This window comes from Rhodococcus sp. DMF-1, assembly GCF_021441945.1.
Lineage (GTDB): Bacteria > Actinomycetota > Actinomycetes > Mycobacteriales > Mycobacteriaceae > Rhodococcus > Rhodococcus ruber.
In genome coordinates, this window is the sequence record NZ_CP090442.1 from 3,294,922 (window position 1) to 3,311,356 (window position 16,435).

At 68.0% G+C, this 16,435-nt stretch carries 13 protein-coding genes and 1 pseudogene; 7 read left to right on the forward strand and 7 right to left on the reverse strand.

Translation table 11 applies throughout. The annotated features are described in order from the left end of the window. Positions 1 to 267 precede the first annotated feature (267 nt). The 4 genes and pseudogenes from LZP97_RS14920 (at position 268) to LZP97_RS14935 (ending at position 6,747) form a co-directional block, all read left to right on the forward strand. On the forward strand, positions 268 to 2,241 hold the full coding sequence (locus LZP97_RS14920; protein ID WP_234574720.1) for a cellulose biosynthesis cyclic di-GMP-binding regulatory protein BcsB: 1,974 nt from the start codon (positions 268 to 270) through the stop codon (positions 2,239 to 2,241). Continuing rightward, positions 2,211 to 3,719, forward strand: a complete 1,509-nt coding sequence (locus LZP97_RS14925) for an archaeosortase/exosortase family protein (protein ID WP_326491657.1) — start codon at positions 2,211 to 2,213, stop codon at positions 3,717 to 3,719. The genes LZP97_RS14920 and LZP97_RS14925 overlap by 31 nt, the downstream gene beginning before the upstream one ends. Further along, positions 3,704 to 5,137: pseudogene (locus LZP97_RS14930) on the forward strand (glycosyltransferase). The gene LZP97_RS14925 and the pseudogene LZP97_RS14930 overlap by 16 nt, the downstream one beginning before the upstream one ends. Continuing rightward, a complete protein-coding gene (locus tag LZP97_RS14935; protein ID WP_234574722.1) occupies positions 5,134 to 6,747 on the forward strand; it encodes an ArnT family glycosyltransferase in 1,614 nt (537 codons plus the stop codon). The pseudogene LZP97_RS14930 and the gene LZP97_RS14935 overlap by 4 nt, the downstream one beginning before the upstream one ends. A gap of 679 nt (positions 6,748 to 7,426) precedes the next feature. On the opposite strand, the gene LZP97_RS14940 is transcribed toward LZP97_RS14935, so the two are convergent. After that, entirely contained in the window at positions 7,427 to 7,879 is a 453-nt protein-coding gene (locus LZP97_RS14940; RefSeq protein ID WP_040270333.1) for a MarR family winged helix-turn-helix transcriptional regulator, read from the reverse strand. Between the two features lie 139 nt (positions 7,880 to 8,018). Here LZP97_RS14940 and LZP97_RS14945 point away from each other — a divergent pair, with 139 nt between their 5' ends. Next, positions 8,019 to 9,203, forward strand: coding sequence for an MFS transporter (locus tag LZP97_RS14945; RefSeq protein WP_010593310.1), 1,185 nt, complete (start codon positions 8,019 to 8,021; stop codon positions 9,201 to 9,203). Positions 9,204 to 9,407: 204 nt separating this feature from the next. On the opposite strand, the gene LZP97_RS14950 is transcribed toward LZP97_RS14945, so the two are convergent. The 6 genes from LZP97_RS14950 to LZP97_RS14975 form a co-directional block, all read right to left on the reverse strand. After that, positions 9,408 to 9,974: a dihydrofolate reductase family protein gene (locus tag LZP97_RS14950; protein WP_029539935.1), complete on the reverse strand. Its 567-nt coding sequence runs from the start codon at positions 9,972 to 9,974 to the stop codon at positions 9,408 to 9,410. A gap of 206 nt (positions 9,975 to 10,180) precedes the next feature. Beyond that, positions 10,181 to 10,804, reverse strand: a complete 624-nt coding sequence (locus LZP97_RS14955; protein ID WP_048774022.1) for a GyrI-like domain-containing protein — start codon at positions 10,802 to 10,804, stop codon at positions 10,181 to 10,183. A 228-nt stretch (positions 10,805 to 11,032) separates the two neighbouring features. Continuing rightward, positions 11,033 to 11,806 carry an ABC transporter permease gene (locus LZP97_RS14960; protein ID WP_048774021.1) on the reverse strand — a complete coding sequence of 258 codons (774 nt, stop codon included), beginning with the start codon at positions 11,804 to 11,806 and terminating at the stop codon, positions 11,033 to 11,035. Next, positions 11,803 to 12,597 (reverse strand): ABC transporter ATP-binding protein, encoded by a 795-nt coding sequence (locus tag LZP97_RS14965; protein WP_048774019.1) that lies wholly within the window; start codon positions 12,595 to 12,597, stop codon positions 11,803 to 11,805. Before LZP97_RS14965 ends, LZP97_RS14960 begins: the two co-directional genes overlap by 4 nt. After that, a complete protein-coding gene (locus LZP97_RS14970) occupies positions 12,594 to 12,962 on the reverse strand; it encodes a DUF1048 domain-containing protein (protein WP_040270327.1) in 369 nt (122 codons plus the stop codon). The genes LZP97_RS14965 and LZP97_RS14970 overlap by 4 nt, the downstream gene beginning before the upstream one ends. Positions 12,963 to 12,964: 2 nt before the next feature. Further along, a complete protein-coding gene (locus LZP97_RS14975; protein WP_040270325.1) occupies positions 12,965 to 13,294 on the reverse strand; it encodes a PadR family transcriptional regulator in 330 nt (109 codons plus the stop codon). A gap of 227 nt (positions 13,295 to 13,521) precedes the next feature. Between LZP97_RS14975 and LZP97_RS14980 the strand changes: the two genes are divergently transcribed. Further along, a complete protein-coding gene (locus tag LZP97_RS14980) occupies positions 13,522 to 15,075 on the forward strand; it encodes a hypothetical protein (RefSeq protein ID WP_234574724.1) in 1,554 nt (517 codons plus the stop codon). A 35-nt stretch (positions 15,076 to 15,110) separates the two neighbouring features. Continuing rightward, positions 15,111 to 16,220: a hypothetical protein gene (locus LZP97_RS14985; RefSeq protein ID WP_048774015.1), complete on the forward strand. Its 1,110-nt coding sequence runs from the start codon at positions 15,111 to 15,113 to the stop codon at positions 16,218 to 16,220. Positions 16,221 to 16,435 lie beyond the last annotated feature (215 nt).

The following is a 16,435-nucleotide window of genomic DNA, read 5'->3' on the forward strand; positions in this document are numbered from 1 at the left end:
TCACCGCGTCGATTCCGACGAGTTCTACCGACTCCTCGGGGGTGAGGTCATCTATGACGCGAACCTGGTCGCCGAGCGCCTCCAACAGTGTGGGGCCACTACAACTACGATCGAGTCCACCGTGCCCTGGCCGGTCGAGCACCTTACGAATGCCTCCGCAAGAAGACACGAGACCTGCTGTCGTAGGTCTCCGTCAGAAACACGCCCAAGCGCGATGTTGCTCCACTTGTCCCACATTTCGTACCGATCAACCGTAAAGTCCCCGACGTGCCGACCCAGACAATTCGCCGTGCCGGACACGCACTCCTCGTTCCCGCCCTCGCCGCGCTGACCGTGCTGGCCGCAGCTCCTGCCGCCGCGCAGGACCCCGTCGACCCGCCCGGCGACGTCGTCTTCGGCACGCAGACCCTGGGATTCGGCGACACCGTCGCCTTCCGCGGCCACAGCGACACCGCGACCCTCACCGTCCCGGTGCCGGACGGGCTGCGGCCCGCCGCGTTCGACACGACGGTGCAGATGCCCGCCAACGTCTCCCGCGGCTGGATCGACGTCCAGTCGCAGGGCCTGCTGCTCGCCCGCATCGACCTGCCCGCCGCCGGAACCCTGGTGCCGGTCTCGCTGCCCCTGGAGGCGGCACCGGTCATGGACCGGGCCGTCACCGTCACCCTCACCGTCCATCTGCTGCCGTTCGACGGCATCTGCCCCGAGGACTGGACGGATCGGTCGGTGGTGCTGCGCGACGGGCGCGTCCGCTACACCGGGGCCCCGACCCCGCCGGCCGTGGTCGCCGACTTCCTGCCGCCGATCCTCGAGTCGCTGGAACTGTCGCTGCCCGCCGACCCCACCCCGGCCGAGTCGGCCACCGCACTCGATCTCACCGCGGCCGTCACCGCCCAGTACACGGGTCGGCCGCTGCGGGTGACGGTGCAGCCCCTGCCCGGCGACGACGCGGTGCCGCCCGCCCCGGCCGGGCCGTTCACCCGGCAGATCGCGATCGTCGAAACCGACGGCGCCGGTGCCGCCGCCCTCGTCGACGTGCCCGGCGGCGTCCCGGCCCTGGCGGTGACGGGCAACGCCGACGCGCTGCGCAACCAGGCCCGCCTCGTCACGAGCGACATCTCGTCGGTCGCGGTGGCCTCGGCCGCCACCGTCGGCACGCTGGGTCTGCCGCCGCGGCTGTCCCCCGACGCGACGACCCTCGGCGAACTGGGTCTCGGGGCCCTCACCGACACCGGCGTCGGCGTGGTGGAGGTGCCGCTCGGCATCGACCAGACCCGTCTGGGACGGCCGTCCCACAATCTGCGGATCAACCTGCAGGGCTCCTACACCCCGCTGCCCACGACCGAGGGCGGCCTGGTGTCGGTGACGGTCGGCGACACGGTCGTCGACTCGTGGCCCGCCGACGCGACGGGCCGGCTGGATCGGTGGATCACCGTGCCGGACACCGTGCTCGGCCGGGTCACCGACGTGGTGGTGTCGCTGCGCTCCACCGGCGGCACCCACCAGTGCGGCCTGCAGCAGCCGATGACCCTGACCGTCGACGCCGGCAGCCGCGTCACCACCGAACCCGCCGATCCGCCGCAGCCCGGCGGGTTCCGGTCGCTGCCGCAGGCGCTGCTGCCGAAGGTGAACGTCGCCGCCACCGAGGCCGGAGTCGCCGACACCGCCCGGGCCGTCGCGCTCGTGGCCGGGCTGCAGGGTCTGACGTCGGTGCCGCTCGACCCCGAGTGGGTGAGCCTCGACGAGGCCGCCACCGGCAGCACCCCCGCGATCGTCGTCGCCGCGGACGGCCGCGTCCCCGAGCAGCTCGAACTGCCGCTGACCGGCACGCAGGGCCGCACCCTCGACCTCGTCGACCCGGCCACCGGCGACGCCACCACCGTCACCTTCCCGACCGACGTCGAGTTCGCGTCGCTGCAGGTGGCGCGCGACGGCGAGCGCGCCGTCCTCGTCGCCGCCGCCACCGACGTGCCCGCCGAACTCGACCGCACCCTCGGCTGGCTCGCCGCGCAGCCGCAACGCTGGGCCGAGCTCGACGGCGACGTGCTGTTCACCACCGCGGACCGCGACCCCGTCGAACTCGCGCTCACCGACCCCGCCACCGAGTCCACCTCGCAGCAGTCCCTCGCCGCGTCGACGACGTGGGTGCTCGTCGGGGGCGGCATCGTCCTTGCCGCCGGCCTCGCCGCGGCTGTGATCGGCGCGCTGCGATGGCGTCGCGGCCGGCCGCGCCCGCACTGATCGGACCCGCCATGAGCACCGTGACGACCACCGAGCGCGCCGCACTGTTCGCGCACACCAGCGCCCGCTGGGCGATCATCGTCGCCGCGACCCTGATCGGCTACCGGACCACGTGGCTGGCGCTGTCCGAGGAGGTCGCCCGCGGCACCGGCGGCGGCTACGTGGCGCTCGTGCCGCCGTTCGCGGTGCTGGCCGCCGAGGGCGTCACCCGGCGCCGGCGCGGCGAGCTGCCGATCCACGACCGGCAGACCGACCGGATCGTCGGCGGTGCCGTCCTGCTCATCGCGATCGCGGTCAAGTGGCTGCTGCTGCCGCGGTACGGGCCGAACTACCAGATGATGCACCTCGACGTGCTGTCCGCGTGGCTGTTCGTGATCGGCATGTGTGTGCTGCTGTTCGGGCTGCGGGTGACCTCCCGCTACTGGCCGGTGTGGCTGCTGCTGCTGGGCACCTCGCCGCTGGCCTACCGGGCGGTGCTCGTGCAGCTCGGGGGCAGCAAGTTCGCCGCCGGGTTCCTGATGGTGCTGCTGGGTTCGGTCGCGATCGCCGTCGCGGTCGGCCGCACCCGGCGCCGCGCGCTGATCGGTTTCGGCGCGACGATGCTGCTCGGCCTGGCGCTGCTGGTCGTGGTGACCACCCGCTACCCGGATGCGCGGGTCGCCGTCGCGCAGATCGTGCCGTCGGCGGTGGCCGCGCTCGTCGTCGGCGCCGCGTTCTACCTGTACCGGTACCGGGGCCTGGCGCCGCGGACCCTGCCGCCGAACCCGGTGTCGCCGCGGGAGGCGGCCCGCGCGCTGCTGCTCATCGTGCCCGCGACCGTCGTGCTGGCCGCTGCGCCGCTGCCCGATCAGCAGCTCACGCCCGTGTCGGTGGGTCCGCCGCCGAGCGGCACCGTCAGCCAGGTCGTCCCCGTCGGCTGGTATCAGATCGGGTCCGTCGACTACGACTGGCCGCGACGGTATTTCGGGTCGACGGCGCAGCTGCGCCGGCAGATGATCCGCGCCGTCGAGCCGCGCGCCGACTGGGACCGGCTCTCGCGCCCGCGGACCGTCGCGGTGCAGACCCTGCAGGTGCGGCGGGTGGGGGTGTTCGAGGTGTATCCGGTCCACACCATGTACGACCTCGGGCAGGCGCGGGTGAGCCCGAAGATCCGGGTGGACCTCGGCCGGGGTGTGCAGGCCGACTTCTTCACCGTCGTGGACGACGACCTACTGCTGACGTGGAGCCTGATGAGTTTCGTGTGGACGCGCGGCGACGCCCTCGCGCAGCGGGTGAGCCTGATGACCGTCGACAATCACGAGCTCGACGCCCCGTTCCCCCAGCCCACCCCGAACATGGCGTCGAACGCGAGCGCGCTGCTGTCGGTGTTCCTGCGCGGCCGGGCGTCGGTGGAGGATTCCGACCCCGAGTACAAGGACCTGGACATGCTCACCGAGGTGGGCCGTGAACTGGTGGAGGCGCAGTGGCGCGGCATCTAGTCGACGAGGAGTTCAAGGCCGCGGCGCTGCACGACGCGGTGTACGGGCTGCGGGAGAAGCGGCCGCTGTCGTCGGCGTCGGTGGCGTTCGTGCCGTGGCAGAAGTGGCTGACGCTGGGCCTGGTCGCGGTGGTGATCCTGGCGCTGGTGTTCGCGACGATCCCGACGCTGACCGTGCTCACGGCGGTGTGCACGGCCGGGTACATCGCCACGCTCGCCGACCGGCTGCTGCTGTTCTCCCGCGGCCTGGCGCGCGACGCGATCTTCACCGTCGACGACGACGAGGCCCGGGCCGTGCCCGAGCAGGACCTGCCGACGTACACGGTGCTGGTGCCGGCCTACAACGAGCCGGAGGTGGTGGGCGACCTGATCGCGGCGATGACCGCGATCGACTATCCGGCCGGGAAGCTGCAGGTGCTGCTGCTGCTCGAGGAGGACGACGCCGTCACCATCGCCGCGGCGCGGGAGGCGGGCCTGGGCGAGATCGTGTAGATCCTGCTGGTGCCGGCGGCGGACCCGCGGACCAAGCCGAAGGCGTGCAACTACGGGCTGCACTTCGCCACCGGCGACGTCGTCACCATCTTCGACGCCGAGGACCTGCCCGATCCGTTGCAGTTGCGGCGGGTGGCGGTGGCGTTCGACCGGCTCGGCGACGACGTCGCGTGCGTGCAGGCGAAGCTGGCGTTCCACAACGGCACCCAGAACATGCTCACCGGGTGGTTCACCGCCGACTACGCGCTGTGGTTCAACTTCGTGCTGCCCGGGCTCATGCGCTCGAATTCGCCGATTCCGCTGGGCGGTACGTCGAATCACATCCGGCGCAGCGTGTTCGACGAGATCGGCGCGTGGGATCCGTACAACGTCACCGAGGACGCCGACCTGGGGGTGCGCATCGCCGAGTCGGGCTACCGTACGGCCGTATTGGACTCGACGACGCTCGAGGAGGCCAACAGCGATCCGATCAACTGGATCCGGCAGCGTTCCCGCTGGTACAAGGGCTATCTGCAGACGTGGCTGGTGCACGTGCGCCGGCCCGTACAACTGTGGCGGGGCATCGGCACCGTGGGGATGCTCCGGTTCACGACCCTGCTCGCCGGGACGCCGATCATCGCGTGCCTGAACATGGTGTTCTGGCTGATCACCATCTCCTGGCTGCTGGGCCAGCCGTTCCTGGTCGAGGAGATCTTCCCCTGGTACGTGTACTTCCCGGCGCTGATCTCCCTGGTGTTCGGTAACTCCGCGGTGCTGTACATGAACCTGGTCGCGTGCCGGGAGACCGGCAACTCGGCGCTGTGGCTCGCGTGCCTGACGGTGCCGCTGTACTGGCTGATGATGTCGGTCGCCGCGATCAAGGGCACCTACCAGCTGATCCGCAATCCCTCCTACTGGGAGAAGACCTTCCACGGGCTGTCCTCATGAGGAGCAGCGCCGCCCGGGTGTTCTGGCTGTCCTGCCTGCTGTACGCCGCGGTGGGCCTGTACCTCGCGCTGGATGTGGCCTATTTCCAAGGCGATTCGCTCAGTCGCGTGGCGGCCGCGCGCAGCGCTCTGCACAGCCGCGACCCGCACCTGGCGGCGATCGGATTCGTGTTCACTCCCCTGACGGCGCTGCTGCAGCTGCCGCTGGTGGCGCTGTCGGACTGGTGGCCCGCGCTGACCCGGTGGGGCATCACGGCGGTGGCGCTGTCGGCGCCGTTCATGGCCGGGGCGGTCACCCAGGTGCACCTGTTCGCCCGCGACCGCGGCGCGTCGCCGTGGCTGGTGTGGACGGTGACGGTGCTGTTCGCGCTGAACCCGATGATCGTGTACTACGGCGCCAACGGCATGAGCGAGGCGCCGTTCCTGATGCTGCTGTGCTGGGCGACGCGCCGGCTGGTGCGGTGGATCGGCACCGACGACGTGCACGACCTCGCCGTCGCCGGGATCGCCGTGGGCCTGGCGTATCTGGCGCGGTACGACGCGCTCGCCGTCGGCGCGGCCGTCACCGTCCTCGTCGTCGCGGTGACGCGGTGGCGCACGGGCGGCTGGCGTCCGGCGCTGCTCGACGCGATCCTCGTCGCGTCGCCGGTGGCGTTGTCGTTCCTGGTGTGGGCGGCGACGAGCTGGCTGATCACCGGCGAAGCGCTGCAGCAGTTCTCGTCGTCGTATGGCAACGCGGCGATCCTCGAGCAGAGCGGCGGCGGTTCGGCCGGGGGTCTGGCGGCGCTGGCGTTCTCCGTCGCCGAGATCCTGGTGCTGGGGCCGGCGCTGCCGCTGCTCGCGCCGGTCGTCGCGGTGCTGGCGTGGCGCCGCCGGGACTTCGAGCCGGTCGTGCCGTTCGTGGTGCTGGGGGCGGTGCTGGCGTTCGCGGCCCTGTCGTACTTCCGGGGCATGACGTTCCCGTTCCTGCGGTTCTACCTGGCCGCGGTGCCGCTGGCGGCGATGTGGGTGGTGCAGCTCGCGCCCCGTCGCGGGCAGCTGCGGGCGCGGCGGCTCGGCGCCCACGCGACGGTGCGCCCGCAGGACCGCGGCTCCCTCGCGCCGGTCGGGGCGCTCGCGCTCGCGGTGTCGGTGCCGGTCACGTTCGTCGCGATGGGCGATGCGAACCTCTCGCAGGAGCAGCATGCGCTGCGCACCGTGCTGTTTCCCGACCCGGACGACACGTCGGAGCTGCGGGACCAGGAGAACCGGATCATCGCCTCGTTCGGCACGGAACGCCGCGTCGCCGACTATCTCGACGACCTCGACCTGCCCGACGGCTCGGTGGTGATGGACACCGTGTACGGGTTCGCGGTGCTCACCGCCACCGACCGGCCCGAGCAGTTCGTCGTCCCCTCCGACGCCGACTTCACCCGCATCCTCAACGATCCCGCCGCGAACGGCGTGCGCTATCTGCTGACCGTGCCGAACGAGGGCCGCGGCGTGTCGGATGCGGTGAACCGCCGCTACCCCACCGTTTTCGAGAACGGCGCCGACATCGCGACCCTCGATCTGGAGATCCCCAACGACGGCGACAACCAGCCGACCTGGCGTCTGTACCGGATCGGTTGACGCGCGGCGGGCAGCGTGCCACCATCGCTGCACCGACCCCGAAAACGGGGCGACCCCGGCCGGTGCGCCAACACCGAACCGGGGTCTGGGCACACGACAGATGGAGCTGTCATGCACCGTGAGGTGGATTGTATCCACATGCCGATTCCCGGCGCGTATCCCCGCAAGTGGCCGCGTGCCACACGCCCCGACGTGGCGTCGTCCGCTGCGCTGACCTGCGCGAGCCCGCCGACGACCTGATCTGCACCCCGCCCCGCACCCGACCGCCGGGTCCGGGGCCATCGGTGTTTCCCTGCGTGCGTGCGAGGGCCGTTCCGGTGACCGAGGCGCACGCGGTCACGTCGTTTTCCGTGCGGGTCCGACGCTAACCAACCGCATCCGGCAATCCTTCGTCCCGGTGAACGGCACCGGGCACCCGATCGAGTACGGGTCGACACGTCCGACCGGGTCCAGCTCAGCCGCTTGCCTTTTCGGCAGGCGGCCACACGTGCTGGCCGAGACGCGGTATCGGGGTATGGTCCGTGGGTTTGCTTGGGGAAGGGGCCGACGAGTCAGGGACCCGAAGGGTCTCCGTCTGCTTTGCCGTCCCGAAATCTTCTCTGCCGCGCCCGAACACGTGTACTCGATCCGGCGACGCGCACCGGCACGGATCCCCAGTGCCGGGTCTACAGCACCGGGATCAGCGCGGACTCGGCGGCAGCTCGTGCAATGCGCGCACCAACGGCGCCAGCTCCGGGATCTCGCACGCCTCGCCGAGGGCGGCTTCGAGCGTGGCGTCGTGCGTCGGACGCGCACTGTCGAGCAGTTCGCGCCCGGCGGCGGTCAGTTCGGTGTAGATGCCGCGGCGATCGTCCTCGCACAGGATCCGCGTGAGCAACCCGCGCTTCTCGAGACGATTGACGAGCCGGGTCGTCGCACTGCTGCTCAACGCGGCCGCACGGGCGAGCTGCGCCATCCGCATGTGCCAGCCGTCCTGCCGGCTCAGCGCGTCGAGCACGGTGTACTCGACCACCGAGAGCTGGTGCTGCTGCTGGAGGGCACGTTCGAGCTCGGTGTCGAGTGCCCCGTGCAGTGCGGCCAGCGTGCGCCAACCTTGCGCGCGGATCTCCACCGCGTCGTCCGCAATGCCCACGTCGCCTCCTTGCTTCCTGCCCTCCCCGATACTACCCGCTTGCGCATGTATAGAGCGCGTGCAACTATTTATAAGGCGTCTGCAACTACTGCACACGCGCTCTATGCGCTGACGCGCAGACCTTCGAAAGGAACTCGACGTGCCTTCAGGCCTCATCGCCCTCGCCATGGGCGGATTCGGGATCGGCCTCACCGAATTCGTGATCATGGGATTACTACCGGAGGTCGCTGCGGACTTCGCCGTGAGCGAGTCCGTCGCCGGCTACCTCATCTCCGGGTACGCGCTCTCGGTCGCCCTCGGCGCGATCCTGCTCACCGCCGCCCTCACCCGCTTCGACCGGAAACGGGCCCTGCTGTCCCTGATGGTGCTGTTCATCGTCGGCAACCTGCTGTCGGCCCTCGCTCCGTCGTACGAGGTCATGATGGGCGGACGCATCGTCGCGGCCCTGTGCCACGGCGCGTTCTTCGGCATCGGATCGGTCGTGGCTGCGGACATGGTCGCACCCTCCAAGCGCGCCGGCGCCATCGCCATCATGTTCGCCGGCCTCACCATCGCCAACGTCCTCGGAGTTCCGTTCGGCACCCTGCTCGGTCAGCAACTGGGGTGGCGCTCGACCTTCTGGGCGATCACCGCAATCGGCGTGGCGGCGCTCGTCGGTATCACCGCCCTGGTGCCGGCCACTCCCCCTGCCGCCACGCACGGCGGCCTGCGCGGCGAGCTCCACGCGTTCCGCAACAAGCAGGTCTGGTTCTCGATCGCGCTGACCGTCCTCGGCTACGGCGGCATGTTCGGCGCCTTCACCTACATCGCCTTCACCCTGACCGAGGTCAGCGGTTTCGCCACGTCCAGCGTGCCGTGGCTGCTCATCGTCTTCGGCTCCGGCCTGTTCGTCGGAAACTACCTGGGCGGCAAGGCAGCCGACCGAGCCCTCACCCCGGCGCTGACCTGGATCCTCGTCCTGGTGACCGCCGTCCTGGTCGTCTTCGCCGCCACCGCCGACAACCGGACCATGACGATCGTCTCGCTGTTCCTCATGGGCGCCTTCGGTTTTGCGACAGTTCCCGGCCTGCAGATGCGAATCATGAACTACGCCTCCGCCGCCCCCACCATGGCCTCCGGCGCCAACATCGCCGCCTTCAACGTGGGCAACGCCCTCGGTGCCTGGCTCGGCGGACTGACCATCGCAGCCGGCCTGGGCTTCACCTCCCCGATCTGGATGGGTGCAGTCGTCACAGCCGCCGGCCTCGTCGTGCTGCGGATCGCCACGGCGATGGATCGGCCGAGTGCCGAAGCGCCGGCGGACTCGACGCTCGTGAACATCTGACCCTCGCCCGCTGACCTCGCGTCCACCGGCCCGCCGAGGCTCGCCGATCGGACTGGCGTAGCGGTCTTTCAGGCTCTGGAAGAACGACTTCGCCAGAGCGTTCTCGTAACTCCGCGCGGCCGCCGTCCAGCAGCAGTAATTGCGGGCCGCTCGAGTCGTGTATCGCGTAGTGCATCCGCACCTCGCCTGGCGGTGTATGGCCGATCAGTCGTGTTTCGCCTCGTAGCGCAGCAGGACCGTGCCACCCGGGAAGGTGCGGTTCTCCAACAGTCGCAGCGAGATCCATGACGGCAGTGTCGGAAAGAACGGGGTGCCGCCACCCACGGCGGTGGGGGCGACCACGAGCCGGTACTCGTCTACCAGTCCCGCCCGCACGATCGGTGCGGCCAGCGTCGCGCCGGCCACCTCCAGCGTCCCGTCGGTTTCGGCTTTCAGCTTCGTCACCACCTCGACCGGGTCACCGCGTTCCAGGCGGGAGTTCCACTCGACGGACTCCAGGGTGTGCGAGAACACGACCTTGGGCATGTCGCGCCAGATGCGGGCGAAGTCGACGATCAGAGGGGTGGCGTCCGGGGCCTTGTCGGCAGTCGGCCAGTAGGCAGCCATCAGTTCGTAGAGCCGCCGCCCGTAGAACGACAGGGCGGTCTCCCGCTCGAAGTCGTTCCAGTACTGGTGCAGTTCTTCGCTCGGATCGCTCCAGTCGATGTTCCCTTGCGCATCGGCGATGTACCCGTCCACCGACACGTTGAAGCCATAGATGAGTTTGCCCATGCAGATCAGACTGCCCCGGAGGGCAAAACTCATCGCGACGCCGCACAAGTTATTGCCGAATCGTTGTGGACGAACGAGCGTCAGGCGGCCCCCTCCCACTTGCAGGCCGGAAGCGCCGCCTCCGGTTCATCGCCGACCGATGCCGGAGTGGCACCGGCGGCAGCGCCGGCTGACCGGACTCGACGAGATCGTGCTCTCGTTCGGTGTCAGAGGATTGGGGCGACCGGCTGTCGGAGTATGGTGCGCAGTCGGTCGGGCGCGGTCCTGCGGAAGTCGGTGAGATAGATCTCGTGATGCTTTCCGGTCAGGCGCAATTCGTTGTCCGGGACGAACTCTTCGTGAAGTTGCGCGAGTACGTCAGCTTCGTCGTCGAAGGGGCCGACGTGCAGTGTCTGCACGCATCGGCCTTCGTGAAGCGTCTCGAGGCGGACGTCGTCGAGGCCCTGCGGCCGATTCTCGGCTCCGGCGCGTTCGACGGCCGCGGCGAACATCGCGTGGTCGATCCAGTCCGGCGTCATTATCATCATGGTCCAGTCCCATCGTGATTTGTCCCGCGCCGCGGTAAACGAATCCATGTCGTCCGCCCACCACAATCCCTCGAGTGGCGGAACGACGTAGTCCTGGTCCAGATCGCGCTTGCTGGCGAACTTCAGCTTGTACGCCACGGGGTACAGTGCGCGGACTGCCCGATCGAAGTCGGGAGAGGTATTGGGGTCGCCATGACCATCGATCATGAGGTACTGCATCGTCGGTACGTCGACCAGGCGGAACTTGCCCCGTCGTGCCTGATAGGCGTCGAGCGTCCTCTTGAAATCAGTCTTCTCCGTCATTCGGTACCTGGACTCGCGCTGCGAGCCACGTCCTTTCCGCCTCGAGGAGGCTGAGTGAGTACGAGAACACCTCGCGCGCGGGCGGCGGAAGATGCGGATCCGCTCTCTGGACCGCGTGCAGCGCGGCGATTCGAGCGTCGATCGGGGCTGGTCGAGCGGTCTGAGAGTTGCGGCGTCAGGTGGAGAGAGTCACGGGGGCGAGCTGCAACTGTTCCGGCGTGATGACGGTCAGGAGAATCTGCGTCGGTAGATCATGACCGCTGCGGTGTACGAGGCGACCAGGATGCCGGCACACCAGGCGAGGGCCACCCACAGGTCGCCGGCCACTGACTGGCCTGTGAGCAGGTCGCGGACCGCGTTCACGATCGACGTCACGGGCTGGTTGTCGGCGAATGCCCGCACCGGGCCCGGCATCGACTCGGTGGGCACGAAGGCGGAGCTGACGAACGGCAGGAAGATGAGCGGGTAGGCAAATGCCCCCGCGCCGTCGACGGTGCTCGCCGACAGGCCGGCGATGACCGCGAGCCAGGTCAGCGCCAGCGTGAACAGGGTGAGGATTGCGGCGACCGTGAGCCATTCGAGGATGTTTGCCCCGGAACGGAACCCCATGAGGACGGCGAACCCGACGACGATGGCCAGTGCGGTCAGGTTGGCGACCAGTGAGGTCAGGACGTGTGACCACAACACCGAGGACCGGGAGATCGGCATCGACTGGAATCGTTCCACGATGCCGCCCTGCAGGTCGTCGAACAGTCGCACCGAGGTGTACGCGACACCCGAGGCGACGGTGATGAGCAGGATGCCGGGCAGCAGGTAGCTCACGTACGCGGCTGTGCCCGTTCCGGCGCCGGTGTCGATGGCGCCGCCGAGGACGAACACGAACAGCAACATGATGGCCACCGGCGTGACCGCGGTCGTGATGATGGTGTCGGGGCTGCGGGTGATGTGGCGCAGGGATCGTCCGGTGAGGGCCGCGGTGTCGGCGACGACATGGGTGGTCATTTCGGTTCCTTTCCATCAGTGGCACTGGGATTTTCGACGCCGGCGCCGCCACCGACGATGCTGAGGAAGACCTCTTCGAGGGTGGGCTGCTTCTCGACGTATTCCACCTTCGAGGGGGGAAGCAGGCGCTTGAGTTCGGGGAGGGTGCCGTCGACGATGATCCGGCCCTCGTGCAGGATCGCGATCCGGTCGGCGAGCTGCTCGGCCTCCTCCAGGTACTGCGTGGTCAGGAGGACGGTCGTGCCGCGTGCGGCGAGGTCTCGAACGACCTGCCACACCTCCATGCGCGCTTGCGGATCGAGCCCGGTGGTGGGTTCGTCGAGGAACACGATCGGCGGGTTGCCGATGAGGCTCATCGCGATGTCGAGGCGCCGGCGCATGCCTCCCGAGTACGTCGAGACCCTTCGGTCCCCGGCTGCTGTCAGTGAGAAGCGTTCGAGCAGCTGGTCGGCCACCACCCGCGGATCGGGTAGATGACGCAGTTTGGCAATCAGCACGAGGTTTTCCCGGCCGCTGAGAATCTCGTCCACGGCGGCGAACTGGCCGGTGAGGCTGATCGATTCGCGTACGTCGGCGGCGTCCTCGACAACGTCGAAGCCGGCGACGGCGGCTTGCCCGGCGTCCGATTTCAGCAGCGTGGCGAGGATCTTCACGAGCGTGGTCTTGCCGGCGCCGTTCGAGCCGAGCAACGCGAAGATGCTGCCCGCCTCGACCTCGAAGTCGACGCCGCGCAACACGTGCAACTGCTCGTACGACTTCTCGACGCCCTTGACGCTGATCGCGGTGGTCATCGCTGCTCCTTACGTTCGGCGTCCTCGATCGCCTTGGTGAATCGAGCACGCTCCTTGTCGATCCACTGCGCGCCGGTGTAGGCCTGCGCGAACGTCTCGGCGAACTCGACGGGGTCTTCGCCGACGATCTCCCGGAGCGGAGTTCCGTCGGCCGCGGCGCGCTCCCACAGGTCGGCGGAGTCGCCGAGCATCGTCACGAGGGTGCCGCCGTCGGTGAGGCCACCGTAGTAGGTGAGGTACCGCTGGAAGGCCTTCGCGGTGCTTGCGTAGGGTTCCGGCAGCTTCTCGATCCGAGCCTTGTACCGCCTGAACTGCTTCTTCTGCTCGAGTGATCCGGTGAGGAATTCGATCCATCTGGCGGCCATGATCACTTCTCTCCTTCGTGCAGCTGTTCGATACGTTCTGCGAGGAAGCTCCAGTTCCTCCAGAATTCGCTGAGTTGGTCTCGCCCCCGCGCGTTGAGGGTGTACACCTTGCGCGGCGGGCCCTTCTCGGATGGAACCTTTTCCACGTCGACGAGGTCTCGCTGCTCGACCCGGACGAGTAGGGCGTAGACGGTGCCCTCCGCGATGTCCGTGAAGCCCTGCTCGCGTAACTGTGTGGTGATCTCGTACCCGTAGGCGGGCCGTGTCGCGAGGATCGCGAGCACGATGCCCTCGAGGACTCCCTTGAGCATCTCGGTCGCCTGCTTACCCATCACTCTCTCCCGGTACCTGGTGTCGCTGACTACCGGTACAAAGTAACACTGAGTACTGGTAGGTGACAACACTCAGTAGTGGGAGAATTTTCGACCCTGCCGGACACGCGGAACCTGCCACTGAGGACGACGTGGAGGGGTAGTGAGCTGTTGCGGCTCAGGGAGTTCGATCCGAAGCGCCTCGTTCGTTGCGGTCCGGGCCCTGGGTGTGATGGCACACTGGCCGCATGCCGACATCACGTGGGCCCGTCCGTCCGCACCGGACGCTGTCGGTGCTGGTGACAGAGCTGGCGATCTGCGATGGAGAGGTCGCGCCACCTGAAGTCGGGGAGATCGGACAGTACTGGTTGCTGTTCGCCGAGACACCACCGGACGCAGGAGATCCGAGCATCGTCACCGTCGAGGTCGACGTCGAACCACTCGACGACGGTGTCCCGCTACGACAACCCGCTCCCTCGCCGGCATTTCCCGATGAGGAACGGTGGTGGGAATGGCGACTGTTCCTACGCGGTGACGGGTGGACGGCCACCTGGTACAGCCGACGCCCCACGGTCGGCAGGCAGCGACTGACCGGCCGGTTGTTCGGGGATCTCGGCTATGCCACCACCGGCTCCGCCACGGGCCGGATCCTTCGAGCACGAGTGGTCTCCGACAGTTACCAGATGTTCGAACAGCCTCCCACCGAACCGAAACGTCACCCACGGTGGATCCCGATCCCCGGCACCCGGACATTCCGGGAAGTGGAGGCGGCGACCGGAGTGTTCCGCGACGACACCAACCCGACGGCAGCCGAGTCACCCGCGGAGGACGCGGTTCGCGAATGCGGGGTGCTGGTCGACCTCGATCTCGACGATGTGCCGCCACCACCGGTACGGCCGACCATCGTCCCGGCCGCAGTGTCCGCCCATGACCGTGATGTGTGGGTGGTCGATCGTGAACTGCCCACCGTGATCCGACTGCGAGAACCGAGCACTGTGCGCGAATACCGCTTTCCGGGTGCGATTCTGGCCGGGCTTGCACACCGCCCCCGCTGGGTACATGCCGACGACGACGGATGTTGGGTGGTCGGACGGGACGGAATCTTCCGCTGCAGTCTCGACGGATCCGTCGTCCGGATCGACGAGCAACCAATCATCGGCTCTGCCGCATACAACGGAGTGTTGCTGTCATGGCGACGCACCGGCGAGCACACCTCGGTGAGCCTGCAGTGGCCCGGTGGACGGCATCAGGAGCTCGAGCCGCTCGACGGCCGGATAGGCGCCGTGGACCCTGGCAGAGACGGATTTATGGGTGTGCTGCACCCCGGAACGGACACCGATACCGACGGCGACTTCTCGAGGCTGTTCGTCATCGATGCGGACGGGCGCACCCGACTCGGCCCCCCGCTCACCCGGCTGACGGGCACGTTCTTCGTCGGGAACGATCCGCGACGATTGGTCGACCCGCGAGGACGACAGGTACCGATCCGGCCGGATCTGACAGCCGGTGAGGTCGAGAGTGTTCCGATCAGGGGATCTGTGGGCGGAACGGCCGGGCCGTGGGTATGGGTCGTGCATCCCGGGGGTGACCTGAGTGTCGAACCGAACCCCCTCAGTGATTGGCACTGCCTGCTGTCGGTGCTCGACCCGGTCACCTTTGCATTGAAGTGCCGTCTGGCTGTCTTCTCGCCGTACCCGGAGGTGTCGTACGACGGCGAAGGACGAATGTGGATCGTCGCAGGTGGGATGTGGCTGGTCGATCCATCGTCACGAAATACGGTGCAACGAGTACACCTCGCCTGAATCGTGGGCGTCACCACCCGCGATACGGTCTCGTCGTGATCCAACACGGAATCGTCATCGCGGACCACCACCAATTCGTGCTCGGCACACCCACCGGAGAAACGTACCTGCCGGAGGAAACCGGCAGCGTCATCGAAGTTGGCCCGAATTTCGCTACGGTTATGACCGGCATCGCCTCGGGACCGGTCCGGTTGACCGTCGATGTCCTCGACAGCGAACCCGAGGCCCCGGTCGGTATCGAAGGATGGGGCGTCATTGAGGAAGCCACAGTCGAGTTCACCGCCTCGGCACACGTGCTCACCCTGGAAGGAATGAAAGCTCCGGACTTCCGGAAACTGCCGATCAAACGAGGTCCGCATCGATTCCGGGTTTTCGGCCGCGGACGTGATTCCTACACCGGGCAATCCGTCACCGAACCGACGGAAGACTACCTGGTTCAGGTTTGGCAGACGACGCAACCGCGAGAGATGGCGCGGTTGCACAAGTGCGATGCCGCGTGGGACCAGAGCATCGTCACCCATCCCGAGCGCAACTGGTGGGATCCCGATCCGGCCGGCGACGCCACTCTCTATGTCAAGTACGGATACGACCGGATGGCCCAGTGGGCGAAGGACGAAGCCATCCGATGGGGTGGGCGGCCGCCATCGGACAAGCTCCGCGCCAACTACTACGCGATGGGCATCGCCGGTCTCGACCGCCCCCTGGCCGATGCGATCACCCGTGCTCGGTCCCCGAAACTGCGTCGCATCGCGGCCTGGGCAGCACGCCGGGTATATACCACTGCAGGCATCGCAGAGATCGAATGGATTCGCCCGGCACTGGCCGCCTTGGATCGGGACGAGCCATTACCGCACCCTTTCGGGGAACACGAGTCCCAGGCACTGCGGCAGGCATTCGACGACGATCCGGCTATCGACACGACCGTCACCGGCAACGATGTCGAGAATGCCGAGATATCTGCCGCTCTACGGGGGATGCACGTTGTTTCCACAGCGGTGAAGCCTGATCCGTTGAATGCCGCGTTCCACTGTTTGGACATCGCCGCAAAGACTGAAGACTCGAACTATGCATCGTTGATCAAGGATCTGCGACGTGAGTTCTTCCCGAAGTTGATGCCGGTGGAGCAGTACAAGCGGTGGATCTGACGTCAGTCGGGGTGACGCTCAGGCAAAGAGTCGACACTGGTGTGCACCAACCGAGACTCTTTCGCGGCCGAGCTTTCCAATTCTCCTACGCCTCACGTCGCGCCCTCGGGTGCCGATCACCGACCTGCTCGATAGGCCGGCGGTTACGCGTACGGCGGGTCCAGGTATGTCGTCACCGCGAGAATGACGATGACCAGCCCGAAGATGAAAACGTC